Below are 26,861 nucleotides of genomic sequence, written 5' to 3' on the forward strand. Positions count from 1 at the left end.
GGAAGGAACACGCTCTTACCGGGGAGGTCTTCAATGCTACGAGTTAGCGATGAAGAAGTCAGCAGAGGTCATAGTACTTTAGCAACGAGCTGTGCGAAAATTGGAAAACACAGATGGTCTCACAAAGAAGGAAGGACTGAACGTAAGTTTTCGGAAATAAACTTGAGAATGTTTCGACATAGCTCCTGATTAAAGTATCCGAATAAGATAGAATGGTGTAAAGAGCATTTTATCTGATGACTTACGAACCGCCGTATGCGAGACCCGCATGTACGGTGGTGTGAGAGGCGAACTCCGTCAGACGATTCTGGCGGAGCCGTCTACTCGATTGTGGAATTATCTGCCCGGTTCATTGATTGAAACAGATTCAATTCATGCCCAATTAAACAACCTATTCAAACTGAATTATTTTAGCCAAGAAAATGCTTCAGAAGAAAATTTCAAAAACCATGCATCAGAAAGTAAAATGATTCACATTGCTTCTCATGGCTTTTTTTATCCTGATCCTGAATTAGTGCAAAAGCAAACCTATCATGAAGAGAAAGAAGACAACCCTGACTTTAGAGGTGGCGCATCTGGTTACGGTATATGGAATTTTGTGAGCAACAGAAACCCTTTAATGCGTTCAGGCATTGCGCTGGCAGGAGCCAATGATATGTGGAACCGAAGCTTTTTTGAAGAAGGAGAAGATGGTGTATTAACTGCGCAAGAGGTGGCAACATTAAATTTGCGCAATACTGATTTGGTTGTTCTTTCAGCCTGTGAAACGGGACTTGGAGACATACGTGGCAGCGAAGGAGTTTACGGCCTACAACGCGCATTCAAAATGGCGGGCGCTCGTTTTCTCATCATGAGTCTATGGCAAGTACCTGATGCTGAAACAGCCGAGTTTATGATGCAATTCTACGCTAACCTCATGCAATTAAAAAACATCAGACAAGCTTTTCATGCAACACAAAAAAGCATGAGTGAAAAATATGATCCTTATTATTGGGCTGCCTTTGTGTTGATTGAGTGAGCGCAATCAAACTTGAGTGAGTAGGAAACTAAATCGCCTGAATGAGTGATTGTGTGCCAATGATGTGTTTGTTTTGGTAAACCGGCTTTACTTTTACGCGCAGCCGAATTTTTTCTCCGTTCTTTTTGATGCCGGTATATTCAAATTCTTGTGACACTTCAATTCCTTTTATTCTTTGTTCATGTCTGTTTACAAGTCCAACTCTATCTTCAGGTGAAACATAATCTGTCATTTGCAGGTTATGCAATTCATCTTGACTGAATCCAAAAAGTTGAAAAAATTTATTGTTGGCATAAATGATTCTGCCCTCAACATCATCTACTATAAACGCATCATTCATGTCTTCAGCCAGTGACTTCAATTGTTGCATGGCTGAGTTAACCAGTATATCAGCAATTTTTCTATCCGTAATATCATGTGTGGTGCCCCATACTTTTGATATAATGCCCTGTTCATTACGATCACAAACGGCTTCAGTATATAAAAACTTTTCACGCTGATCAGGCAAACAAATTTTATTTTCTAATTTAAAATCATCACCATGTGCTATGGCGTTTCTGAATGATTCACGCACCAAATCAATCTCATCATGACAAATACGGGTCATTAGAATGTCCATTAATCCAATTCCTTCAGCCTTATCAATTTCATATATACGATAAAGTTCTTCTGAGCAAATAAAATTATTGGCAGCAACATCATACTCCCAGTGAGCAATTTTAGCAATTTGCTGAGCAAGCGTAAATCGCTCTTCATTTTTTCTGGTTTCAATTTCAGATTCTTTAATTGCTGTGATGTCGGTTTCATAACTTAGAATGTACACATTGTTGTCAACATCAGTCACCGGACAAAATTTGCGTAGCATGAATACTTTTTTTCCGTCAGCCTCTACTGATTCTTCAACCCATTCAACTTCTATATTCTCTGAGAGGGCCTCCCTGAACATGGTAGTGCGTTTGATCATTTTTTCACGCATGCTTTTTTTGAGCGTGTCACCTGCCATTGACAATTCGCTCATCATGTGCCCTTCATTACCCATGCGCAATTTTGCTGACGGATTTACATATAAGGGCGTTCCAAATCGGTCAAAAACACAAATGTCAAGGGGTAAATATTTTAATATGTTCTCTACAAATTTTTGAGATGCAATTGTTTTAGTCTCTTCTTCTTTGCGCTCCGTAATTGGTGTTGATAATGCAATAAACTGTAACTTCTGATCTCGTTGCTGAATAACAGGGCTAATGGTAGATTGAATCCAATACAGTTCTCCGTTTGCATTGCGGTTGCAAATTTCACCACGCCACGTTCTGCCTGAGCTTATTGTTTGCCACATAGCAATGAAATAATCTTTTGGGTGTTGCCCTGATTTAAGCAGTGCGTGCGTTTTTCCAATCAAATCATGCCGGGCATAACCGCTGTAGTAGGCAAACAAATCATTCACCCAAGTAATTTTACCGCGCTCATCAGTCACACTAATCATCATGCCGGCGCTAATGGCAGAAAGCAGTGAATGACACGCTTCAGCTGATATACCGTTCAATGAGCTTTCTATGTTTTCCATGATGCAATAAATTTAGTGAGAATCTTATGTGCAAATTAGTTGGGCAGGAAAAATAAATGAACAGAAATTTACATGGAACAATAAAGCCGTTGGTAAAAGGCGCTTCAGGAGGATGTCTATCAAGCGATAAGATAAATTCTTGCGCTTTTAGAAAAAAATGATATCTTAGATAATCAAATTATTCGCTATGAACGGAAACCCCATGCTTGGCATGTACATCGGAATTGGAGTAGGTGTGCTTTTTGTTTTAATTATGATTCTTGTTATTCCCCGTCAAATTAAAAAAGCTAAACAGCGTGGGCAACAAACCGCTGACAACATGATTCGTGATTTTGAAAATCGCACCGGGTTAAAGTGGAACGGTCAACAATTTACCGGCACCTATAAAGGATATCAAGCAAGAGTAGAAAAAAACATTGCATACAATAAAGCAAAAATTTTTGACGGAGTGACAGACATGGTTTTTGATACCAAGTACAAAGAAAACATGCATGGCAACACCACTGTATATCCCACGCTTAAAATTTGGCTTGAAAAAAACGGGGTTTCATATCCTGATGTTACGCTTTTTCAAACCGGCAATTTTTTTCTGAATAATGATGAGTTTTGGAATAACCGGGTGAATGGCAGAATACCTGAAGATTCTAAATTAGACATCAACGCTGATCCGCTTCATAAAAAGGGAACACTTTATGGCAGCGCAGAAGGGGCAAACAAACTGCTTAATTCAGCTGAACTAAAACAACTGATGTCAGCATGGATTTATCCTGATTTGCGCGCTAATAATTCTACCATTACACTTGAGCTCAACAATCCATCAATCATTCCATCATGGGGACACAATAAAACCTCAGGTATAGAGTGGATGGTGCAAGGACTTGATATTTGTGTTGCAACCGGAAATGCTTTGTCTTGAGAGAAAAAGAATCAGTGCTTATCTCATTTTACCGCCGCGCCCTTTCATCATTTGCGCTTGTCTGATTTGATTGGCAGAAGTGGTTTTACCCATTTGTTTTTTCAAAGATTTTAAATGCTCAGACAACAAGCCGTCTTTATCTAATTTTTTTGCTTCAACCAATAAATTGTCGGCTTCATTGCGTCTGCCGGTGCTCATGCAAATTGCTGCAAGGTGCATTTTAGCCATTGCTTTGTCTGTGTCACGCTTAAGTCCAATAGAGAGTGCTTTTCTAAATAATGATTCTTTTTGTCCCAGCGTACTTGCACCTCCTGCGCCTGTTGTGCCGCACAAATAAAAATAATAGGCCCGCTGACGACGCAGCAAAAACTGTGGCTGTTTGATTTTATTAAGATGAACAACCGCCTTATCAATGTTCTGCAAGCGCAATTGATTTATTGCAAGTATAATGCGCTCATTTCTGAAAATAAATAGAATGAATAGGGCAGATACAAAAATGAAAACAATGCCCCATCCCCAATGTCCGGTAGCAAATAAATACACAGTGTAGGCTAAAGATGAAAGGCTGAGTACTAATTTTAAAAGAAGTGCAATCATGGTTTAATATTTAATCAAGTGTGGCAATACATTTTAATTCAATAGCTATTGGTGTTGGCAGAGAATTTATTTCAACCGTTGTACGGCATGGTTGATTGTCTTTGAAATATTCAGCGTACACCCGGTTATAGACAACAAAATCACGTTTCATGTTTACCAAAAAAACGGTGACATCAACTAATTTATCCCATGATGAACCTGAAGCCTCCAGAATAGTTTTCACGTTGTCAAAAACAGAACGGCACTGCGCTTCAAAATCAAACGACTTAAAATTTCCGTTGTGGTCAAGTTCAAGACCCGGAACCCCGGAATCATTCGCATCAGATCCGGCAACACGCGGACCAACCCCTGATAAAAATAACAAGTTGCCTGCTTTGCGCGCATGAGGATACAAGCCAACCGGCTTTGGAGCATTAGATGTGCTGATTTTGTCAGACATGCTGTAAAGTTTTCTGCAAATATACGATTTGAAAAATCATCTGCCTTCATTCCTTGTGATTGGCAGTAAACGGATAAGTTAAAAATCTTTCCGTTTTGCGCGTCTAACAAAGGCCAATACGGGCAGTGCCGCCCAAATCACCAGCATAAAAAACGACAATAAAATGCCGTTGAATGAGCCAAACACCTGCTGAAATACCGCGCCGGTATAGCCCATCATAGCTGAAATATCAAGCTTGAGCAAAATCATTACCCTTGACAAGTCCACTGGGTTAATCATAGTTAATACCACCGCCGCATTTTCAAGCGGGTATTCATTGAATATAACAAAAACATACAAGAGTAACCCGTCATAAACCACAGATAGTATCAACCAAACTAAAATGGCAATTCCAAATCCTTTAATTCTGTCTTCATTTAAAATAGAAATATAGTATGCCAGGGCAGTAAAAATGAATGATAGCATCACGCCGCAAATCACCAGAATACCGTAATCCCAAATATAATCTGACACAAATGCACCGTACATAGCAAAGGGAATGGATGTGCCCGCCATGAAACTTATCACCAATGAAATACTCAAACCCAGATATTGTCCCAGAAAAACCTGTGAACGTTTGATGGGCTGACACAACAACAATTCAGCAAAATCTTTAGAGCTATAATAATACATAACACCAAACACCGTGCTGATGAGCGGCACAATGGTGATGGTTAAATTCATCAAACTGCCAACTGCCTTGGGTAAATCAGAAGTGAAGTTTAAAAGAATAACAGCAGACAAAAAGAAGAATAAAAAATATAAAATCATCCACCGGCTACGCAGTACATCAAAGAAACTGTATTTTAATATTTTCAGCATACTAGTGTTGTGTTTGATTGTTTTGATCGTGCTCTTCTAACATAGCTGCTATGGCGCGTTCCAAATTGAGTGCGCTATATTTTTGAACTAATTCAGCCGGGCTACCGTGATAGTAAATTTTTCCATCAAGTAAAAAGATAATTTCATCAGCCAACTCTTCTACTTCACTCAAAATATGTGTAGTGATAAAAATTGTTTTGCCTTTTTGTTTTTCACTGAGAACATACTCTTTAAACTTTACGCATGAAACAGGATCAAGCCCAACAGTGGGTTCATCAAAAATATAAAATGAGGCATCAAACATCAATGCCAAAACCAAGTTCACTTTTTGCCGTGTTCCGCCTGACAAACTGCGCAAAGGAACGTGTAAAAAACTTGTCAGTTTAAACAGCTCAATCAAGCGACTAAAATCAACGGTTTGTTTGCGCAAATCTTGTACCATGGCAAACAATTCACTCACTTTAAGGTTTTCAGGGAACCGTGCAATTTGTGGCAAATAGCCAATGTCTTTTCTGTACGCACAGTTGTTTTTAATGTTGTTACCGTTGATCCGAATAGTTCCTTTAGTTGGAATCACTAAACCCAAAATAGATTTTATCAAGGTGGTTTTGCCTGATCCGTTTGGTCCAAGCACCGCAACTGACTTGCCTTGTTGTACACTAAATGAAATACCACGCAAAACGTGTAGTTTGCCAAATGATTTTTCAATATTTTCAACCTCTACCATGTGTGCGGATTCATTTTTGGTTTATCGTCTTTATAAGATTCCGGTGTAATTACCGGTGTCATTTTTTCAGCCATGTTCAACAAATCAATAAACAAACTGCGCAGTAAAATAATAGATGATGGTACTTCTTCAATCATATATGAATACAGCGTGATAGGTGAATGCGGCACATCTCCGTAACCATCCCGATTCAAATCATAACCATTATAATTGCTCCAGTAATTTTCATTAAATACGTTTTTATTGCGTGAGCTGTTTGTTACCACCTCAAATGTATTTGAAAAGAAATTGTTTTGAAGAATATTATTCTCTTCACAATTTCCTAATATTTTTAAGCCCCATCCGTTTTCTCTGAACTCATTCTGCAGTATTTCATTTCGGCTGCAGCCTTCAGCGTATATGGCAATGGTATTGCGTCTGAAAATATTTTGCATGATTTTGCTGTCGGTAATGTCTTTCAAAAGTACCCCGTGTGAAATTTGACTCCAGTTGTCAGCAAACTGATTTTTGATCATGTTGATGTTTTTTGAATACATCACCGCCACCCCGGCGCCGTTATTTTGAAAATGGTTTTCAATATAGCTGCATCCATGTGAAAACATAAAATGCAAACCATATCTGATTTGATCATGACAATAATTTTTTTGAATCATGCTGTTTTCTACAAATTCAAAATAAATACCATCTCGGTGTCCGCTTACTTGATTAAACTGAATGGTTGCACTGTTGCTGTACCACAAATGAATTCCATTGCCTGATGAGGACTCACGTTTACCATACGCTTTGAGATTATTTTTTTCAATCAAACAACTATCCGAGTGTGAAAGATAAATGCCGTAGCATGTATTAATTATTTGGTTGTTGTTAATGATGCAATGAGGCGAATTCATCACCTTCACAGCGGCCAAATCTTCCAAAAAACTTGGCTTAACATTCACCAGGGCAAAGCCTGAAATTTCTACACTTCTGGTTTCAGTTATTAAAAAAATACTGCCTTTTCCGTTGGCATCAATGATTGGAAAATTTTCACCCAATAGCGTCAGCGGTTTATCAATTACCAAATTGAATTCTTGATAATGTCCTTTCTCAACCATGATACTATCAAATGCTTGTGCTGCATCAATAGCGGTTTTTAGTGTTTGATATTCACAATCAGAACAAACTTGAATTGATTTTGAAAACACCTGAAAAGGCAATAAGAAAACCAAAACCGGGAAAAGTACAAAGCCGGTTTTGGTTAACCCAAATCTAACCGATGAGGGTTGTGATCTATTTATTGAATTTCTCACAGAGTTGATCCCAGGAGTATATTTCTCCCGGATTATTTCTCTGAAAATCTCGTGCAGTTTCCCTTTCGGCAAAGCCGGTAAGAAACGCCCCCATAGGACTTGGCATATTTTCACTGATGAGATAATGAGATGTTTTTGCGTCTACTAAATTACCGGGATTTGTGAAATCAGTAATCAGCAGCGAATGAATATTTTCATTATCTACTGTGCCCTCATGAAGAAAATCTATCAAACATTCAATAGAATCAAATTTGTAAACCTTACCTTTTTTGGTGAGCATTTCAGAACCATAACGTGAATCTGATATACTCATTTTGCAAAGTGAACACTGATCAGTACCATACTTGATTGGTTGAGGTTCAACTTCACACGCAACAAATAAAAATAGTGCAAGTACAGCGGCTGTTTGCTTGAGATTTTTCACCACCAGTAATTTGCTGTTTTCAGAACCTTGACCCGCTTCATGCTGATTTTTTTTGCGCGGTTTTTTTAATTCAAAAAACAACATTAAACTGGCAAGTGTTGCGCTTACCATGATGATTATACCACCAAGGGCAGGATAGGAGTAAGCCGTAAAATTCAGTAAATCTTTTTTACCTATAAGCGGTGGTTGATAAGTCATACCGGGTACTTGGATGGCCGCCATGGGATCGAGATCATGGCCATAATCATATTCCCACCAATAGAAATCAGCAAGACCAATGACGCAAATTGAAACAAAAGAAATTGCCCAAACAGCATAGCCCCATTTATTTCTCAGCAAGGCTACAATGATGCCTAGACCAATAAGAACCCCCATTAGATAGGGCATCATTTGAAACTCTTTCATGCTTTCTGGTTCAATAGTTTTCATACCAATATAATGGTTGAGGTTATTGATGGTGTTCAAGTCTCCTTTAATCTCTCCAAGCCAAATTTGAAAACCGAGTCCTTCAGGATATTGTGGAGCATCCAAATCAATGATCCACATAGGTACGTAATAGGTGGCAATCAGCGATAATGAAATGATGATTGTAATTATGATAGTTGAATTTTTCATATTGCCAGCGTTTAGGGTAAGTTAAGAAAACCCGTTGTGCGCAATAGACACACAACGGGTAGTACAAAGATCATTATTTTCCGTCAAGACTCCATGACAACTCAACATTCGAGTTGGCCGGGGAAACCCTTGCGTATCCCTGCATTTCCTGGTGCAAAGCAGAGCAGAAATCTGTGCAGTAGAATGGATAAACCCCTACATCCTTAGGCTCCCATTTCAAAGTTCGGGTTTCTCCCGGCATTATCAGCAACTCTGAATTATTAGCTCCTTTAATGGCAAAACCGTGAGGCACATCCCAGTCTTGTTCAAGATTGGTTACGTGGAAATAAACAATATCACCCACTTTTATTCCTTCAATGTTGTCAGGCGCACTGTGTGAGCGAATCATCGTCATATATACATGCACTTCTTTACCTTCTCTAACAACTTTTGTTTCGGCTTCTGTTTTAGTTGCGTATGGGTGGTGATTATCTTCCAACTTGAAAATTTTCAAACTTTTTTCCATCAAAAGTTCGGCAGAAATAGCTTGTGCATAGTGAGGCTCACCTATCGTTGGGAAGTCCATCAACATTTTCATTTTTTGTCCCGTGATATCAATCAACTGTGCTGATTGTGTAAGCTCAGGTCCGGTTGGCAAATATCGGTCTTTGGTAATTTTATTCAAGGCGATTACATATTTACCGTAAGGGTTTTTACTGTCTCCACCCGGAACCATCAAGTGACCAATTGAATAATATACCGGCATACGATCTACTACTTCCCAAGTACCCAATTTCCATTTTACAATTTCTGAAGACAAGAACATTGAAGTATAAGCATAACCTTGATCATCAAATTCAGTGTGCAGAGGTCCAAGACCCGGTTTTTCAACTTCGCCCGCCAATACTGCTTCATATTTTAATACCGGAATACCATCAATGTCACCATCAAATTGTTTTTCTTCAATAGCTTTTGCCATTTTTTCATACGAGAAAACCGGAATCAAAGCAGCTAATTTACCACTGGCAACAATGTATTCTCCGGTTGGGCTCACGTCAACACCGTGTGGTGATTTTGGACAAGGAATGAAATACACCAAGCCAGGACAATCTTTTGGGTTGAGAATTTTTTGTGTATTCAACACTTCAGATTTTGCTGTTTGTGTATGTTCATCCATGATGTTGTGATAGTAAACAGAATTCATTTCAGTTGCTTTTCCGGCAGCCAAATATTCTTCTGCTTTTTTCCAATTTACGGCCAAAATATAATCTTTGTCATTTTGACTTGCGTGTACTTCTTTCATGGTAAAAGATTCTTCTGTATTATAACAGGTGAAAAAAGTCCAGTCACGTGAAACACCTTTACCGGCGCGGTTTTTATCAAAGTCAAAAGGAGGCACCAAAATTTGAGTTGCCAAATTCATTTCACCACTTTCTTGATCAACTTTGATTAATGAAATTGCGCCTTGAAAATTTTCTTTGTAGGTTGAAATCGGAACATCTTTGTTGCCGGTAATGGGAACGCTGAACCTGGTTCCGGCAACAAGATATTCCGTATTTTCTGTTGGATAAGGTGAAGGGTGGTTACCTGCACTGTTAGGTATTTCAATAATTTCAGTGGTGGTAAACGTGGTTAAATCAATACGTGCAATGCGCGGTGTATTGTTTTCATTGATAAACAACCAGCGTCCGTCAGCATCACCATCGGTTTTAGAAAGCGCCGGGTGGTGAGCATCACCCCAGGGAATAAATCCGTGAGAAGTCATAAGCATGGGCTTGGTTTCTTCACTATACCCATATCCATTTTCAGGATTTTGAGAAAATACAGGAAGCACCTTAAGCAATCTGCACGAAGGCAAACCATACACGCCAACTTGTCCACTGAAACCTCCGGATGTGAACATATAATAATCATCGTACTGACCAGGCTCTACATAAACCTGACTTGCGGCGTCGCCATCAACAACGGATTTATTACCCTTTTGCGTACAACCCACTGCCAGACCAGCCAGCAGCAGTGTTGAGAGTGAAGTTTTTAGTATCGTATTCATAGAAGTTCTTGTATTTAAATTAGATTATTGTTTATCGTAATCTCTGAAGTATTCAAGAAGGTTTCTTGCCTCCTCTTCTGTCAAACTTTGATTGGCCATTGTGGTCATATATTCTTCAAATAATCCTTTTGCAATGGGATCTTCTTTGGTCATTTTTTCAGGATCAAGGATCATGTTCATAATCCATTCAGGTGAACGGCGAGTTGTAACGCCACCCAAAGCCGGTCCAACTGCACGTGAATCCATCTTATGGCATGCCGAACATTTGGTATCAAATAGTGTTTTACCTGTTTCAGCCATGGTGGCATCAATATCACCAAGTGTAATAGTTGTGATGGGTCCAACACCTTTATTCTGCATTGGGTCATCTGACACAGTGGGCGTTTCAGTTGTCTCATTACCGGTGGTTGTTGTCGGCTCAGTTTGACTGGTTGTGTTTTCTTCCGTTTTTCCTCCGCATGCAAACGCAGCAAATACTAAACCGATAAGAAATAATTTTGATGTAGTTTTCATAAATAAATAATGTTTAAATCTTGTTGACAAAGTTCAGCAGCTTGCTTGCCGCAGGACATGAGAAGCATCAGCCAAAAAAATACTTTTTCGTATTTTTTGGTTTTAAACTAGCGTTAGATCACCGCTTAAAGTGACCGTAACTTGTTCAATTGATTAGCGTTGAGAATTTGAATCCGTTTTGAATCAACGGCAATGATGTTTTCCTGATTAAACTCAGAAAGTACTTTTGAAACCTGTTCTTTGGTAGTGCCGGCATAGTCCGCCATGTCTTGTCTTGAGAGAAAAATTTTGAGCAATTTATTTTCATCAATACCAAATTTGTCTTTTAAACTCAATAAAACATCAGCCACTTTACCGCGCACATTCATTTGTGCAAGATTTCTTTCTCTGATTTCACTTTTAGTTAATTCATCGGCATAAAAAAACATTAACCTAACCGCAAGGTTCATGTTTGTTTTGATCAGATCTAAAAAATAATTCCGAGGATATTTACAGAGAACACAATCTTCAATGGCAATGGCTGATATTGGGTAATGTTTTGTGTTGAGACCACGGTGACCAAGAATATCGCCTGTTGAAGAAAACCGCACAATTTGAATGCGATTCATTATGCCCGGCTTAAATACTTTTACAACGCCTGTTTGAATGAACATGATATCGTGCACCTCATCACCCTCTTCAAAAATGATTTGATTTTTTTTAATACGGACAATAGACTTCTTTTTATTTAGCTCATCAATCAAATGTTGATCACCCAGTTCTTGTAAAAGGCATTCAGCAGAGCAGATATGGCAATCAGGTTTTGTTTTGGCAGAAACTTGTGCAGTCATGTGTACAAAGATAATAGCAAGACAACAGAACAAGTATGAAATATAGGTGAAATTAAGTTGAAGCCTTTCTGATGTGGCGAATAGGTATAACAGAAATGTCTTTTTATATTTGTCTTCATGTCTCGCAAATATTTTGTTGTCATTGGTGGGTTGTCTTTTTTACTTGCGCTGATCAGTTTGTTTTTTGGTGTGAGCATTTATAACGCAAATGAGAATGTACACATCAACCACCTCAATGAAATGGATCATATCTATTATTACCAAGCAGTTGATGTACCCGCCTTATCTCGACTGGCAGCTATAGTTACCGGCATTTTTTTACTTGCAATCACCGGAGTAGAAATTTATATCTATCGCAAAACAAATTTTCAAGTAGTAAAAAAAATTGCGCTGGGTATAATTGTGTTTTGTTTTTGCGTTTTAGTTTTGGATATACTTACCATCGTCCATCATGCTTATTTTGATTTTTCTCAATGGGGATTTGCCTGGATAGCCGTAGCAGTTTTTGCCGTAGCCGGGAATCTTTATTCATTTTTTGTTAGGGCATAGGGCATAGGTTTTAGAACTTAGAACATAAGGCATATAAACAGATTTAACATAAACTCTTTTCCCCAACCCCTAATCCCTAACTCCTAACACCTCCGTTAACACTTTTTTAACTAAAAACCCCCCGTATCAACCAGTAATACAACAAGATACAAAATTGGCATAGGTCTTGCAAAATCATGATTAGTATAAACTTTAAATTTTACTTATTATGATCGCAAAAAAAAGTAAACACGCCGACCTTGAGAGAAAGAGGTTTGCATTTTTCCAGATTGGGCTTATTGTGGCGGGCTCATTAACGCTGGTGGCATTTGAGTATTCAACTGCAGAAGTGAAGCCTAAACATGTTGAAATTCAAAATCCGTATGACAACGGTTTGATGGTAGAAACCTTGTATGAACAAGAAGACGCGCCGAAACCAGAATCAAAGGAGGAAGATCAACAGGCCAACATTCAGATGACACCTATTGATGATGTCACTATCACAACCAATCCTGTAAAAACTATTTTTACAAATGTGCAGGGAAATTATATTGTGGTGAATGATCCTTGTACTGATTGTTATGACAATCCAAAAATTGAACCGGAAGATGAGATTGAGATTCCGGACATTGATCCATCATTCCCCGGGGGATTTGCTGCCATGAAAACTTTTATCGTTGACCATGTGAATTATCCTGAAATGGCTCATGGTGCAGGAATTGAAGGAACAGCCTATGTTCAATTTGTGGTGAACACTGATGGAAGTATTGTGGATGTAAAAACACAAAACAAAGTAGACGCAACGTTGGCAAAGGAGGCAGAACGAGTGGTGAAAATGATGCCGAATTGGATACCAGGTGAAATCAAAGGAAGAAAAGTAAGATCACAGTTTATTGTGCCTATTGCTTTCACCATTGAGAAATAATATTGTTAGTTAGTGAAAAAAGGACCGCTCTGGAAGGGGCGGTTTTTTTTATTTCCTCCTGTAAGCATTGAGGTATTGAGTATCTAACAATTTTCCTTCATGAAAAACTGAAATGGTAATCATCACTGTCCGTGACCAATCATCTAATTGTTCTTGAACAACGGGAATATTGCCGGTCAGACATTGATCACCCAAATAAGCAATACCTTCTAAATCTCCGCTCAACCAACGGCCTTCTTTTTTACCATATTTGAAAGCACCCATCGCAACTAATTTACCGTATGGGTCATAATATCTCCATACTCCATCTTGTTTTCCGTTTACATAAGCGCCGGTAGATTGTACGACCCCATTATCATAATAATTTGTAGCAGGACGGGTTGGATTTATTAATTTATTCCCTGCGCTATCTACATCATAGTCTAACACTAAATTGTACACTTCATGCGTGAGGTTTGATTCACATTCATAGATCTCAAAACCTGATTCAACATGTGCAACAGAAACCAATTTTTCATGCTCATAAAAGTAAACACGCAAGGTGGTTGTGTCTTTATTTATTTGCAGGTAATCATTGCTTTGTGAACCGCTGCTGTAATGTCTACTTGATCCATCTTCTTCTTGTTCCAAATCACTGTAAATTTCAATAAAATTAATTACCCATTCAGGATAAATAACCCGTCTCACTAATTCACCTTGCGGGTTATAGAAGTTCCATGTATCACTTTTATTATCGGGTATTTGCAGTGTCCAATAATTGAAGCCCATGCGCCCGTTTTGATATAAGCGACTTAATTCAGCAAAGGCTTTGCCTTCTGACGCAATAGTACCGTCAGCATAAAATGTTGTTTGCTGAAAAGGGATGAGTTCAAAAGGCTTTTCGACTTCTTCATAATACCAATCGGGAATAAAGGATGAGGGCAAGTCATTATAATAATAAGCCATTCCTAATTTCACTTTATACTGTGAAGTATCAAGCAATGATTCTGATAATTTAACCTGATCAAGATAGAGCTCAATTTTATAAATATAATCTTGCACTAAATATTTGCGAACGGTGTGTGTGCCATAATGCTGTTCAAAATATCCTGTGAATTCTCCCTCGTTGAATTCACCATGTAAATAATCATAATCAACGGCTGAATGAATTTTTCCGTTTTTACATGGAAGAAAGGCTTGCTCTGCCAGATGACCGTTCTCATATCTCGTCAGTGTGAGAGAGGTCGGTTTATTATCACGGAATAAGACGCGAACTGATGATTCTTTTTTGTAAACATGGAGGGTGTCGATATAAACTAAATTCTGCCTATAGTATTCCAAAATTGTATCTGATTTTGTTTTAATGATGAGTAAGGTGTCATGATATGCGTTGACACAAGTTAAATCCATAGCGTTTCCATCAAAAAATTGTAATGAGTAGTTCTTGAAATTATCTGGTCGCCATTGTTTACTGTCGTTGACTAGATAAGTACCTCCAACCAACACGCCTTGTTTGTACTGCATGATCACCGGCTCATCTTTTTTGTTCTCATAAAAGCTAAACGCACCATCGAGCTTGCCGTTTAAAATTGTTACCTCGTATGCAAGCGCATTAAAAAAGACAGGATACCACATCTCATCATAACCTCGCCATTCGTTTATGAATAAGCCCGTGATCGGTGCTTGATAAAAATAATCTTCTTGAGGGAACAGAAAATTTTTATGATACTTTCTACTTAAACCATGCGTGTTGATTTCGTCATATCCTTGGAAACTGAAAAAAAATAGTCTTTGCAAGTCTATAAAAAGCTCATCCTTTTTGCGTTTGATTTTATTTTTGTTTTTATAGTTTATGTTGCAATGCATTTTGCCGGTGAATGGCTCATTGTTCCAGAAATACGAGGTGCCTTTGTCATGAATGGTATTCATGGATTGATTAATAATGGCGTGGTCAAAACGCTGACCTGTCACGCGTGATTTCCAATTGAATGGAGTATAGGCAAGGCAACGTTCCACGGTATAGCAATTTATAGTTTCTTCCAGCATCAGGTTCGAATAACTATCACTGAATTTTGTTTCAATGGTGAATTGGGTTTTGATGCTGAATGACAGACCTATTTTTGTAATTATTTCTGCATCTGCTTTGGTATAAGCTGGGTCAAAAATATGGGTCAGACTATATGTAATTTCATCACCATAGTATGGTCCGGTGCTATAGGTTTCTATTCGTGTTCTTGTTTTTAAATTGTATTGTATTGTTAGGCTTGAACTATCACCCATTATCTCTTTGAAACTAGTGATCAGGCTATCTTGAAAGGTAGCGCTGTCAGCTAGCGGGGGCAGTTTATTTATAACCTGATAAAGAATTTTGTTGCGGTATTTTTTTCCGGTTTTGTTTGGGTTGTTTTTAATCCGTTTGTGTTGGTAAGCTGTTTTTTCCGGATTTCCAACATGTTTGACACGGTTAGATTTCGTGCTGTTTTCACGGGTACATTGTTTTGTTTCAACAAGGGTTCCGGTAGTATCATAATACTGGGCTTCAAATCCCTGTTTAATTACTTTTACGTAATAGTAGGGTTTGCCATTTTCATGATATAAGGTATCAATAATTGGGTCTCCGTGATTGGGGTCTATTTTTATTTTGAGTTGACCATTGGGATAGTATTCTTCTGTGGTATGATGAAGTCTAAAAAAATAATCGGTTTCATATTTAGTTTGAAAAAAGTCGTCACAAAAATCAGTTTTTGCAAATGAATTTTCCAGATATATATCTTTTAGAATCATCAATTCACTGATGGGCAATGGCAAGTGATGTAACCAAAAACTGAATAACCAGGTTTCTATTCTGCCTGAATTTTGCCATGCTGTTTCAAAAAGGCGCACATTACCCTCTTCATCAAATGTCCAGATGGAATCAAGCTTCAAAGAATAAAAATGCCTCTCTTGATAAAGTTTACCATGTTTATAAGCCTTGATGAGTTCCATGTTGTAAAGCTTGGTGCTGTCTTCACTCAAAAAATTTAACATTTCTGATTTCCAAACAATCAAAGTATCCTTCTTACTAATTGTAAATGATTCATGGCCTAAATAAACCCCGTCTACATAATTCGAATATGTGGTCCAATAGCCTGGATAATATTCAGAGTAACGCCTGTAATTGTCTACATCATAAGCCACCCCGTGTCTAATGCCATTCTCGTAAGTGTCATATTTTATTAAATCTGAACCATAATACCATTTGCCCGTTTTTAAATTGTTTTGATAGGAGCCGTGACAAATGGGTTTTCGAGAGTTTCTGTAGAAGATAACTGCTTGTCCGTTTAGTTGTCCATTTTGAATAGTGAACACTGCATAAATTTTCCGTTTTACCTTTGCTTGTTTTTTTTCAGATAAGAACTTTTGCTGATAATCCAATTCATAAAACTGAATATATTTTCCGTCTTCAAGAGAAAAGAATGGAGCAAAAATTTCATAGTTGGTGTATTCATAATACTCCACGTAACCTTGATCAAAAGGGTAAATTTTATACCACTCTCCTTTGAATTTTACTGAGTCAGTTTGATGAGCAAGCAAGCCATGCAGTAATAAACAGTAGCAAACAGTACAAATTATTTTTACGATTGACATGGAAAAGGGCTGATCGTTTTGGTTTACAATAATACAAATAACGATCAAGCACTTGATAAGTTACATCAGAGATTTCGTTAAATTGAGTCTTCACATATTTTTTTATTGTGCAAGCCACACCGGTTGCCAAAGCATCAAGAATGTCATCTTGCAAAAGGAGTGATTTCTGGAAAACAAACAAGACTATTCAGCCCATCACCACTTAAGTATCAATTAAAATCTTGCTGTTAATAACTATCACAAGCGCAAGGAAAAACAACCCATATTATTTCCAAATTTGATATTCACTCAGAATGTAGTTGAAAAAACAATGAATTGGAGAATGAAAAATTGGATGGTGTTTAGCTTGTTGCTGGTGCTGATTTCTTGCGTGCCGATTAAAAAATATCGTGAGTTAGAGGCTAACTATAACCGGTGTATGGAAGAGCAATCGGTGTATAAATCAAAAGCCATTGATTACGAAAATCAGTTGAAAGAAATTAGTTTAAAACTTGAACAATTAAAGGCTGATTTAGACGAAATAGTTGCCGATACCACCTTGCTTGGTGAGCAATATCGCGCGTTGAAAACTGATTATCAAAAAATAGCCGAAACCAATCAGGCTCTTGAAGAGAAGTACACGCAAATGGTTTCAAACGGCAATGCTGAAAACGCCAAGTTGATTAATGAATTGGAGGCAACACGGGTTGAGTTGCAGAAGAAGGAAGATTTGCTGAATGAACTGGAAAAAGAACTCAACGCACGCGCAAGAGCGCTGGATGAAAAAGAAAAACGCATCAATGAATTGGAACAAATCATTGCCAGCAAAGATGAAGCAGTGCGAATACTAAAAGAAAAAATTGCTGCAGCGCTGAGAGGTTTTGCTGACCGTGGCATTACTGTTGAAGAAAAAGACGGACGAATTTATGTGCGCATGGCAGCGCAACTTCTGTTTGCATCAGGCAAAACAGAAGTGAGTAAAGACGGACAAACTGCATTGATTGATTTAGCACATGTCCTTGAAACACAAAAAGACATTGATATTTTAGTGGAAGGACACACAGATGTTGATCCAATGAACAGCAGCACCAGCCCAAAAGATAATTGGGAGCTCAGCGTGTTGCGCGCAACATCAGTAGTGAAAATCATGTTGTCTAACAGCAATATGGATCCAACTTCCATCACCGCCGGAGGAAGATCTGAATACATTCCGGTTGACCCTAACGATAAATCTAAAAACAGACGAATTGAAATTATTATCACACCTGATTTAAGTAAATTATTTGAACTAATTTCATCAGACGAATAAAGAAGCTACAAACCAAAAACCCTCTCTCCCGCGGGAAAGGGGTAACACGACTAAAAACCTCCGCCTACCAACGGGGGTTTTTTATTGACTTTGTACAAACAAGTCAATCCCAAAAAAATGACTTACTTCGCTATTTTAAATCACTAAAAATAATTCCACCATGTACTTCATTGCCATCTCAGAAAACAGCGTGACAACGGATGATCTTGAGCAACTATTAAAAAGCTGGAAACCGGGCATTCAGTGTAGTTATACGCAATCAAAACGAATGGAGATGAACCGAGAAACCGGAAAATTCAAAACAGAAATTCAAAAAATAATCTGGGTGAGTACAGATAAATTCACGGGTGCAAAAGTTTTTATACAATCGGGATTTATTTATCTAAAACCGGCGGTTAGAAAAATTGGTTTTGGTGGAGTGATAAAATTGATTTTGGGTGCAGGATCGAAATCACGAATGCAGTTTGCAAAAGATGCTGCGCTGTACCTTGCTAAACTCACCGGCGGCGTGGCTAAAACTAAGTATGGCGCAGTGAGTGAGTTCTAACTAAAATAGCCGGATCAATTACCAAATCCGGTAATCCAACGCAAGATTTTCAAAGCGTGAGGTTGGCTCTTGTCTTCCGTTGGAAAGTTCAGCCACTCGTTTGTTCACGTAAATCTGCAATTCAGACAACATAATTTGACCGTTTTTATCTGTGTCAGCATTCATGGTTTTAATGCCTTCCAATAAACAATATGTGAACAATCCGTTTTGCCATTCATCACTCTCCATAGCGAATTCAACACCACCTGCTGATGAAATTACGGTTGCCCCTGTTCCAATGCGCAATTCATTAAACATCTCTTTTACCGCTTCATTTGTTTTTTCAAGTCCCTGCGCTTCTTGATACATGGTTGAGGTATTAGCAGAACGGAAAGTAATGTCTCCATTTTCAGAATCAACCATGGTGATTTGTTCCATATCATCTTTATCTACTTCACCGCTATGACAGGTATCCATGACCAGAATTTTACGAATGGCACGTATGCCGTCAAACAACGACTCTAGCTCGCCGTAACTGATACCGTATTTTTCAGGACTTAAAAAATCCATATCATACGTGCAGTAATAATAGTCAAGCGTGCTATTTAAAACTCCATGTCCGGCAACAAAAAACAACACCACGTCGTCACGATTGGCTTGTGCTAAAAATTCCTTCAGACCCATCAGGTTTTCACGGGTCACTTTTTCATCTACCAGTAAAGTTTTTTCCACGCGTTTATGTACAGGAGATGATCCAAATAAATTATATACATCTTCAGCATCTTTTGCCGCGTAATCTAAATTATACATGGTGTCTTTATATTCTGAAACACCAACGCTGACAATGAACAAGCTACTTTCAACTTCTTCTGTATTGTTGAGTGTGATGGTTTCTTTTAATGATTCAACTCCCGCGTTATTGGTCACAGAAACTTGAATTTTATTTACTCCGTTCATCAAATCAACTTGCACTGTTTTAGTGAGTTTCTGTACGTTCAAATCACTAATATCAAGTCCTGATCGTCCGTAAACCGGAACGTCATTAATATATACCTGAATTGATTTCAGTGCATAAAGCGTGTCCTTTGCATTAATCAAAATTTCAACAGAACCCTTGTATTGATTTTGTGCCTTAATTGTAACAGCAGGTACGTTCATGGTTCCGCTCAAGGCATCTTCCTCTATGCCCATTCTTTTTAATCTTTTCAAGTAGGCAGAATGATACAATTCAATGATAGAAGAATCAACAAAACCTAAATCAGCCATAATGATATCCGGGCGATTATATTTAATGTCAAATTGTTCAAACGGATAATATCTGGCTTCGCGATTTTTACCTTGATTTACGTGATAGCCTACATAAGACGCCCCTCGTTTTGAAGAGGCAAAATATCCTTCTTCATTCCACATAATCCATTCATGGTTTGCGCCAAGAAATAATGATACGGCAGGGAAAGTTTCTTTTGAGTTTGCAAAATCAGCAATATTCCAAAGTCTGATCGTTTGATCGTGCGATGCTGAGATCAAAAATTTTCCGTCTTCAGAAACGTTGAGTGCGCGCATGTCACCTTCATGTCCAATAAGTTCAGTTACAAATTCGCCGGTGTGAGTGTACACATTGATTACACCATAAGCAGCGCCTGAAGCAATGTATTGATCATTCACAAATGTGACTGCTTTGTGATAGCTTCCATTCGTATTATCTAAGGTGATTTTTCCAATGGCAGATTTTCCTTTTTTAATGGTGAGTGTTTCCCAGTTGTCAGAAATCACGAAAGTTTTTCCATCCATTTCCGTAATAGGCATGGTTATAGAATCATCTGCTGTTTCAGGGGCGTAAGGCAAAAACTCACGGTTAGTTAAATCAAATACTTCTTGATAGGGTGATGCGCCGTTTGTTACTGCCCAATCATTGCTAAATGCAAGTTGATTGTTTTGTAAACCAACAGAATAAATAGGGCGTCCGGTGCCTTGCAAGGTGTAAAGCACGGTAGAATTTTTCTTTTTTGTTTCTACTTTCCAAACTACTACTTCGTGATTCAAACCTCCGGCTGATACACATTTAGAATTGTTGACAAAATCAACGCATTTTATCAAATCAGTATGACCTTTATAGCTTGATAAAATATACCATTCCTTTTCACGTTCTTCATACACGGTGACTTTGTTATTGCCAACGTAAACGCCTGATGCCGCAACTACCAACCTGGTTCCGTCAGGTGAAAAATTCATGGCGGTAATGTCGTCTTCTCCATGTGAAAAATCATAGAGCATATTCATGTTGTCATCTAATATGTAAACATCAGATCCGCTAGAAACTGCTATGCGATTACCTTGCGGATTGATAGCAACGCGATAAGCCGTAAGTCCGTTATCAAATAATTTTTTGAATTGTTTTTTTGGTTTACCACCGTCAAGTATGTTTACAATATCCCAGAGGTAAACCATGCCATTGTCATGCGAGGTGACCATTCTCCCTTTGGTTAGTTCAATATCATTGATATCTGAAGGCACATCTTCCAATATGTATGATTCGCCTTTTTCACAATCCCAAATTCTCACCTCACCATCAGAGTCAAACGAAACCAAAAAATAGGTGTCAGCATAAAATTCAAGATCACGAATAGTATTAAAGTGCCCTTTCAATAATTTAATTTGTTGTCCGGTGCCATATCTGTAAAGTCTTATATCACCAACGTTTTCAGTAGCGTTGTTATCACTAAACCAACCGCCGGTTGCCAAGTATCTGTTGTCTTGTGAAATGGCCATGCGATAAATCATACCTTCACTGCCCGGCCCTATTTGACCATGTATTTGTCTCTCAAGTACACCATCTTTGGTGTTCCATATTTTTACAGATTTATCAAAGCCGGCTGTTATTGCGCGCCCGTCTTTATCAATCACCATAGCCTGAATAGTTGCCCGGTGTCCTTCAGGATTGATTACAAGGTAATTTTTATTCTCCTGTGCGTGCAAACTTAAACTTGCAGCCAGAAAACATCCGATAAAAATTGCTTTTGTATTTTTCATATGCTGTTGATTGACTAGTTCAGATTTATATTTTCAATTCCAAAATTCAGGTCTAATACGATTTTAAAATTGTGTTTGAATCTCTCAAATTTACAAAACTCATTCTGATTTTCAAGCTCACATAGTGAGTTCATCTGCAATAATAAAGATAGCTTAACGATGGTTGTTAAGGCTACGGTAAATTACTGACTTGTGTTTTGCTTCCATTTTTCGTCATCTGAAACTGGTAAGATCAGGCTGATCAAATAAAGCGGATAATAGAATTGGTGCAACATTACCAAAACAAGACGCTCAAAAAACGGAAGATTTTTGGTTAAAAATAATTCTGCCAGATACTTAATTGCAGGTATAATTAGCCACCAAGAATTGTAAAATGAAAAATAAATAGACACGATGAACACACCTTGAATCGCCAATAAAAAAATGCAGGCCATGACTATTTGTGGGTGTACAAGATATTTCATTTTGCCGGCCCATCGTTTGCGTTGTTTTAATAAGCTTGAAAAATTATCAGGAGCGGGTGTTGTCACCTGAAATGTTTTCTGGTTTATTCTTCTAATTTTCTCGTTTTTTTGTCTGAATATTTTCAGCAAAAATAAATCATCGCCAGATGCAATGAGTTCATCGGTTCGTTCACTTGAGTAGCGAGTAAAACTTGATTTTTTAAAAACTAAATTCGCCCCATTGCACATAAGAGGTGACGGGGTTGAAAAGGTTAGCTGTTGCAACCAGTCAAACTCAACACTTGCAAGGCGTGAAAGTAAATTATGACCTGTCATTTCAACCGGCAGTATGAGCATATCATCTTGTAAATAATTTAGCAAGGTGTCAAGATAATTTTTGTCAAAAGCAACATCCGCATCAAGCGTTAATATGTATTCATGTTTTGCTTGTTGAACACCGGTTTGAATGGCTGATTTTTTACCGTGTCCCTCATTTTTTAATAGGAGGATTGGAAGCTTTGATTTTTTTATTTCTTCTACCGATTGGTCAGTGCTGTGATCATCAATAAAAATGATTTCAAGTTGACTTGGCACCGCAATTACACTTTCATTGAAAGATTTGATGAGCGAACTAATGCGTTTTGCTTCATTCCTGAACGGTATAAGAATGCTGAGGTCTTTATCAGAAGAGCTTATGGTGATTTTACTGTTCTGCTTCTTGATGATAGAAAGCATCACCAGTGCAATCAAAAACTGCAAGCACACCATACCCAGGCAAAAAGCAAAAAGAATCCAATTCATTCATTACGAAATTAGTTATTAAAACGCAGGCATGCTACATGAATGAAATATGCTAAGTGCTTGAAACAGTTCGTTATTATTCTATATTTGTTCTCTCATCGTATTTGCACATGCCCGTATTTCAAAAAATTAAAGCCATGAACATTAATGCAAAGTTGACGCTTGCATTTTTTGTTATTGCATTTTCATCCATTACCATCATCGGGTTTTTGTCCTACTACAAGGGCAAAAAATCATTGGAAGAAGAATCATTCAATCGTCTCACGGCGGTGCGTGAAATGAAAGCAGCACAAATTGAAGATTACTTTGCGCAAATAGCAAACCAAATTGTTACCTTCTCTGAAGATCACACCATCATTGAAGCCATGCTTGATTTTAGAAAGGGAGTTTCACAACTTGAAACTGATCTGAACTACACTGAATCTGACATTCAAAGCATGGATTTCAGGTTGAAAAAATATTACGACTCTGAATTCATTCCGCGCCTTCGCAGAAATATTGATAAGCAAGCAGAGACAGATCAATTTATTCCCAAAAAATTATCAGAACGAATATTGCAAGACCTATACATTTCAGGCAATGAAAACCCGGTGGGCGACAAACATTTTTTGTCAGATGCCGGTGATAGCAGTGCCTATTCAAAAGCTCACCACATTTATCATCCATTGATCAGAAGCTATCTTGAAAAATTTGGGTATTATGATATTTTTTTGGTAGATCATGAAACGGGACAGGTTGTTTACTCAGTGTATAAAGAAGTTGATTTTGGAACCAGCCTGATTGACGGACCCTACGCGAATACAAATCTTGCTGAAGCCTTCAAACAAGCAAGTCAAGCTGAGAATAAAGATTTTGTGAGATTGGTAGATTTTGAATCCTATCATCCATCATACAATGCGCCTGCGGCATTTATTGCCTCACCGGTTTTCAGTGATGAGGGTGAACGATTAGGCGTTTTGATTTTTCAAATGCCAATCAATCGCATCAATGATATCATGACTAACCGACATGAATGGGCTAATGTTGGGCTTGGTGCCAGTGGTGAAACCTATATTGTGTCTGAAGATTTTACCTTGCGCAATCAATCCAGATTTTTTATTGAAGATCGTGAAAATTATCTCAAAATGATTCGCGAAATAGGCACACCCGAATCAACCGTAACAAAAATTGAAAATTTTGAAAGCACCATTGGTTTACAAGAAGTAAAAACGGAAGGAACTGTAGCTGCCTTGAGTGGTAAAACCGACACCCGTATTTTTAATGATTATCGTGGAGTACCTGTGCTGTCATCATACAAACCACTGAATATACCTGATGTGCATTGGGTAATCATGAGTGAAATTGACCGTGATGAAGCGTTTGCGCACGTATATGATTTGCGAAAAAACATGTTGGTGGTTTTTGTGGGTCTGCTCATTGCCATTCTTTTTGCATCCGTTTTTATCTCTAAAAAAATTAGTAAGCCAATTAAAACACTCACGGGTAAAGCGCAAGAACTTGCCGGCGGTAATTTAGATGTTCACATTGATGTACAAGGCAAAGATGAAATAGGCGTGCTTTCACAAAGCTTTAGTGATATGCAACATTCTATTAAAGATTTGGTAACTGAGCTACGAGAGATAAACCACAACCTGGAAGAAAAAGTTGTTGAACGCACACAGGAAATTCAGCACCAGAAAGAAATGGTAGAAGAAAAAAATCGGGAAATTTTAGACTCTATCAATTATGCACTTCGTTTGCAAAGCGCTATTATTCCACCAGAATCAAAAATCAGAGAAAAATTCCCGGACAGTTTTGTGCTTTTCAAACCAAAGGATATTGTTAGCGGAGATTTTTATTGGATGGATGCACGAGAAAACAATATCATTCTCGCTGTTGCAGACTGCACAGGACACGGGGTGCCCGGCGCCATGGTGAGTGTGGTTGGTGCTAATAGTTTAAACCGATGCGTGAAAGAATTTAATCTGCGTACTCCTGCATCTATTTTAAATAAACTGAGAGAATTAATTATTGAAACTTTTGAAATGGCCAATCATGAAGTGAAAGACGGAATGGATATTTCACTGATTATGATTGATACAAAAAATAAAAAACTGCAATGGGCCGGGGCGCACAATCCACTTTGGATGCTTAAAAATAACAACTATGAAATGGTGGAAGTAAAAGCCGACAAACAACCCATTGGTAAATTTGAATTTGCAAAAGATTTCACCAATCATGAACTGGATTATGAACCAGGAGACTGTTTCTATTTATTCAGTGATGGCTTTGCTGATCAATTTGGTGGTGACAAAGGAAAAAAATTAAAAGCCTCAGCCATGCGTGAATTATTTGTGTCGCTGAAAAATGAACCCATGCACGATCAAAAAATAAAAATAATAGACGCCTTTGAAGCTTGGAAAAATATGCTGGAGCAAGTTGATGACGTCTGCATTATGGGTGTCCGACTTTAAAGATTTAAAACCAAAACAAACACACGTCATCATTCCCGATTAAAGCGCAGAGTAATATCAGAGGAAGTCGAAACCCGTTTGTGTGATTGCTCGTGCCTATGATAGAACTAAACCTAATACAAATAATATTCCCTACCTTTACTCACTAAATCTTTAGTTTATGCAAAGATTAACACCTGCTGAAGAGCAAGTTATGCTGAGGTTGTGGGGACTGCGCGAAGCAACCGTTCAGGAGATCATCCATTTTTATCCGGTACCTAAACCGGCTTATAATACTACTTCAACCATTGTGCGAATTTTGGAAAGAAAGGGTTTTGTTAAACATCGCAAAAAAGGCAAAGGCCACATTTATTTACCGCGTATTTCAAAAGACGAATACCGAGATTATATGGCGAATTGGATTTTGGAAAATTATTTTGATTGCTCAAGTCAAGAGGCGGTGAGATATTTCCAACAAGCAAAAAGTTTGGATGAATTGTTGTAAGGAGTATCTGAAGTTGGGAATATTATAACAATTTATAATTGTTTTTTGGAGAAAGAATTAAACCTTAGCCGGAACTACTTATACACTTTTAGGAATACTGTCGGGAACCTGTTTAAGGAAGTGGAATAACGAAGGCATTAATTATCCTTGCAATAATAAATTTTCAGTTCTCCCGTAATGCTCATGCTCTAATCAGTTTTTTCCGAAATACTTTTGTTTCCCCACCTGAGGTATAGATTCACAAAGTCTGACTGCACTTCGTTGATAACTCATTTAATTGGTTAATTTTAATCAGGCAGTTGGAGACAAAGACAGATTGAGTTAATACAAGATCAAACTCCATTCAAAGATGCACTTTCATATAGAATTTTTGTTTTGTGTTGTCGCTGTAAAATGGTAGATGATCCCAAGACGAAATATTATACCATTAGCCAATATAATTTAGTCTAAAAAGAGCATAATAAATATTTGAAGGAACAAATTTTCTTTACTGTTTTTGTTGTAATTATTCTCCTCACAACCTTGGCTAAGTGTTTGCCCAATTGATCGATGGTATTAAAGGATTTGCAAACGAACTCTTGTTTGAGTTGCCCCAAATTTCTCGGCGGGGTTTAGTTCTGGACTATAAGGCGGCAGAAAATTAAAATGATATTCTCGGGTATGATTAGTTTCTTTGCCTTATGGAAGGCTCCGTTGTCAAGCACGATTAGTTTAAGTTCTTTTGGATTCTGCTTGATAATTCTTGAATAAAATATTGAAAGCAATCTGTATTACAATAAGGCAGTTCCAACAAAAGCTATCTCCATTTATTGGTGAGAATGCTCCATATAGGTATGTGTTTTCGAATTTGTGTTGATAAGTACAAACGGGTTTTACCCCCTTTGCTGTTAGACCCGCCCTGTTCTTGTGAGTAGTCCAAATCTCCTCTAGCAATAAATATTAATGCTTTTATAGCATC

The 26,861-nt window shown here is 37.9% G+C and carries 21 protein-coding genes; 8 read left to right on the plus strand and 13 right to left on the minus strand.

Going from position 1 to position 26,861, the window contains the following annotated elements:
* Positions 1-268: 268 nt before the first annotated feature.
* Entirely contained in the window at positions 269-1,018 is a 750-nt protein-coding gene (locus IPH66_17045; GenBank protein ID MBK7131050.1) for a CHAT domain-containing protein, read from the plus strand.
* Between the two features lie 28 nt (positions 1,019-1,046).
* On the opposite strand, the gene IPH66_17050 is transcribed toward IPH66_17045, so the two are convergent.
* Positions 1,047-2,579 carry a PAS domain S-box protein gene (locus IPH66_17050; protein MBK7131051.1) on the minus strand — a complete coding sequence of 511 codons (1,533 nt, stop codon included), beginning with the start codon at positions 2,577-2,579 and terminating at the stop codon, positions 1,047-1,049.
* Between the two features lie 187 nt (positions 2,580-2,766).
* Between IPH66_17050 and IPH66_17055 the strand changes: the two genes are divergently transcribed.
* Entirely contained in the window at positions 2,767-3,495 is a 729-nt protein-coding gene (locus IPH66_17055) for a hypothetical protein (protein MBK7131052.1), read from the plus strand.
* A gap of 18 nt (positions 3,496-3,513) precedes the next feature.
* Here the strand turns inward: IPH66_17055 and IPH66_17060 are convergent, their stop codons facing one another.
* The 9 genes from IPH66_17060 to IPH66_17100 all read right to left on the minus strand — a co-directional run bounded on the left by IPH66_17060 (position 3,514) and on the right by IPH66_17100 (position 11,819).
* Entirely contained in the window at positions 3,514-4,092 is a 579-nt protein-coding gene (locus IPH66_17060) for a DUF2892 domain-containing protein (GenBank protein ID MBK7131053.1), read from the minus strand.
* Between the two features lie 10 nt (positions 4,093-4,102).
* On the minus strand, positions 4,103-4,531 hold the full coding sequence (locus IPH66_17065; protein ID MBK7131054.1) for a RidA family protein: 429 nt from the start codon (positions 4,529-4,531) through the stop codon (positions 4,103-4,105).
* Between the two features lie 78 nt (positions 4,532-4,609).
* Positions 4,610-5,392, minus strand: a complete 783-nt coding sequence (locus IPH66_17070; protein ID MBK7131055.1) for an ABC transporter permease subunit — start codon at positions 5,390-5,392, stop codon at positions 4,610-4,612.
* 1 nt (position 5,393) lies between these two features.
* Positions 5,394-6,119 (minus strand): ABC transporter ATP-binding protein, encoded by a 726-nt coding sequence (locus tag IPH66_17075; protein MBK7131056.1) that lies wholly within the window; start codon positions 6,117-6,119, stop codon positions 5,394-5,396.
* Positions 6,113-7,408 (minus strand): nitrous oxide reductase family maturation protein NosD, encoded by a 1,296-nt coding sequence (gene nosD, locus IPH66_17080; GenBank protein ID MBK7131057.1) that lies wholly within the window; start codon positions 7,406-7,408, stop codon positions 6,113-6,115. Before nosD ends, IPH66_17075 begins: the two co-directional genes overlap by 7 nt.
* Complete coding sequence (locus IPH66_17085) at positions 7,389-8,447, minus strand: nitrous oxide reductase accessory protein NosL (GenBank protein ID MBK7131058.1); 1,059 nt, start codon at positions 8,445-8,447, stop codon at positions 7,389-7,391. The genes nosD and IPH66_17085 overlap by 20 nt, the downstream gene beginning before the upstream one ends.
* A 73-nt stretch (positions 8,448-8,520) precedes the next feature.
* Entirely contained in the window at positions 8,521-10,476 is a 1,956-nt protein-coding gene (gene nosZ / locus IPH66_17090) for a Sec-dependent nitrous-oxide reductase (GenBank protein ID MBK7131059.1), read from the minus strand.
* Positions 10,477-10,500: 24 nt separating this feature from the next.
* A complete protein-coding gene (locus IPH66_17095; protein ID MBK7131060.1) occupies positions 10,501-10,989 on the minus strand; it encodes a cytochrome c in 489 nt (162 codons plus the stop codon).
* A gap of 125 nt (positions 10,990-11,114) precedes the next feature.
* Positions 11,115-11,819, minus strand: coding sequence for a Crp/Fnr family transcriptional regulator (locus tag IPH66_17100; protein MBK7131061.1), 705 nt, complete (start codon positions 11,817-11,819; stop codon positions 11,115-11,117).
* 117 nt (positions 11,820-11,936) lie between these two features.
* Between IPH66_17100 and IPH66_17105 the strand changes: the two genes are divergently transcribed.
* Positions 11,937-12,368, plus strand: coding sequence for a hypothetical protein (locus IPH66_17105; GenBank protein MBK7131062.1), 432 nt, complete (start codon positions 11,937-11,939; stop codon positions 12,366-12,368).
* A 208-nt stretch (positions 12,369-12,576) separates the two neighbouring features.
* Positions 12,577-13,272, plus strand: a complete 696-nt coding sequence (locus IPH66_17110) for a TonB family protein (protein MBK7131063.1) — start codon at positions 12,577-12,579, stop codon at positions 13,270-13,272.
* A gap of 48 nt (positions 13,273-13,320) precedes the next feature.
* Here IPH66_17110 and IPH66_17115 read toward each other — a convergent pair whose 3' ends face one another.
* Entirely contained in the window at positions 13,321-16,878 is a 3,558-nt protein-coding gene (locus tag IPH66_17115) for a hypothetical protein (GenBank protein MBK7131064.1), read from the minus strand.
* Positions 16,879-17,200: 322 nt separating this feature from the next.
* On the opposite strand from IPH66_17115, the gene IPH66_17120 reads away from it, so the two are divergent.
* A complete protein-coding gene (locus IPH66_17120; protein ID MBK7131065.1) occupies positions 17,201-18,166 on the plus strand; it encodes an OmpA family protein in 966 nt (321 codons plus the stop codon).
* Between the two features lie 160 nt (positions 18,167-18,326).
* Positions 18,327-18,713 (plus strand): hypothetical protein, encoded by a 387-nt coding sequence (locus tag IPH66_17125; GenBank protein MBK7131066.1) that lies wholly within the window; start codon positions 18,327-18,329, stop codon positions 18,711-18,713.
* An 18-nt stretch (positions 18,714-18,731) separates the two neighbouring features.
* Here the strand turns inward: IPH66_17125 and IPH66_17130 are convergent, their stop codons facing one another.
* Together IPH66_17130 and IPH66_17135 are read right to left on the minus strand one after the other, a co-directional pair.
* Complete coding sequence (locus IPH66_17130; GenBank protein ID MBK7131067.1) at positions 18,732-21,722, minus strand: caspase family protein; 2,991 nt, start codon at positions 21,720-21,722, stop codon at positions 18,732-18,734.
* Positions 21,723-21,904: 182 nt separating this feature from the next.
* Entirely contained in the window at positions 21,905-22,966 is a 1,062-nt protein-coding gene (locus IPH66_17135; GenBank protein MBK7131068.1) for a glycosyltransferase, read from the minus strand.
* 137 nt (positions 22,967-23,103) lie between these two features.
* On the opposite strand from IPH66_17135, the gene IPH66_17140 reads away from it, so the two are divergent.
* Together IPH66_17140 and IPH66_17145 are read left to right on the plus strand one after the other, a co-directional pair.
* A complete protein-coding gene (locus tag IPH66_17140) occupies positions 23,104-25,419 on the plus strand; it encodes a SpoIIE family protein phosphatase (protein MBK7131069.1) in 2,316 nt (771 codons plus the stop codon).
* A gap of 160 nt (positions 25,420-25,579) precedes the next feature.
* A complete protein-coding gene (locus IPH66_17145; protein MBK7131070.1) occupies positions 25,580-25,903 on the plus strand; it encodes a BlaI/MecI/CopY family transcriptional regulator in 324 nt (107 codons plus the stop codon).
* Positions 25,904-26,861 lie beyond the last annotated feature (958 nt).

The organism is Crocinitomicaceae bacterium, from assembly GCA_016708105.1.
GTDB lineage: Bacteria > Bacteroidota > Bacteroidia > Flavobacteriales_D > Crocinitomicaceae > JADJGJ01.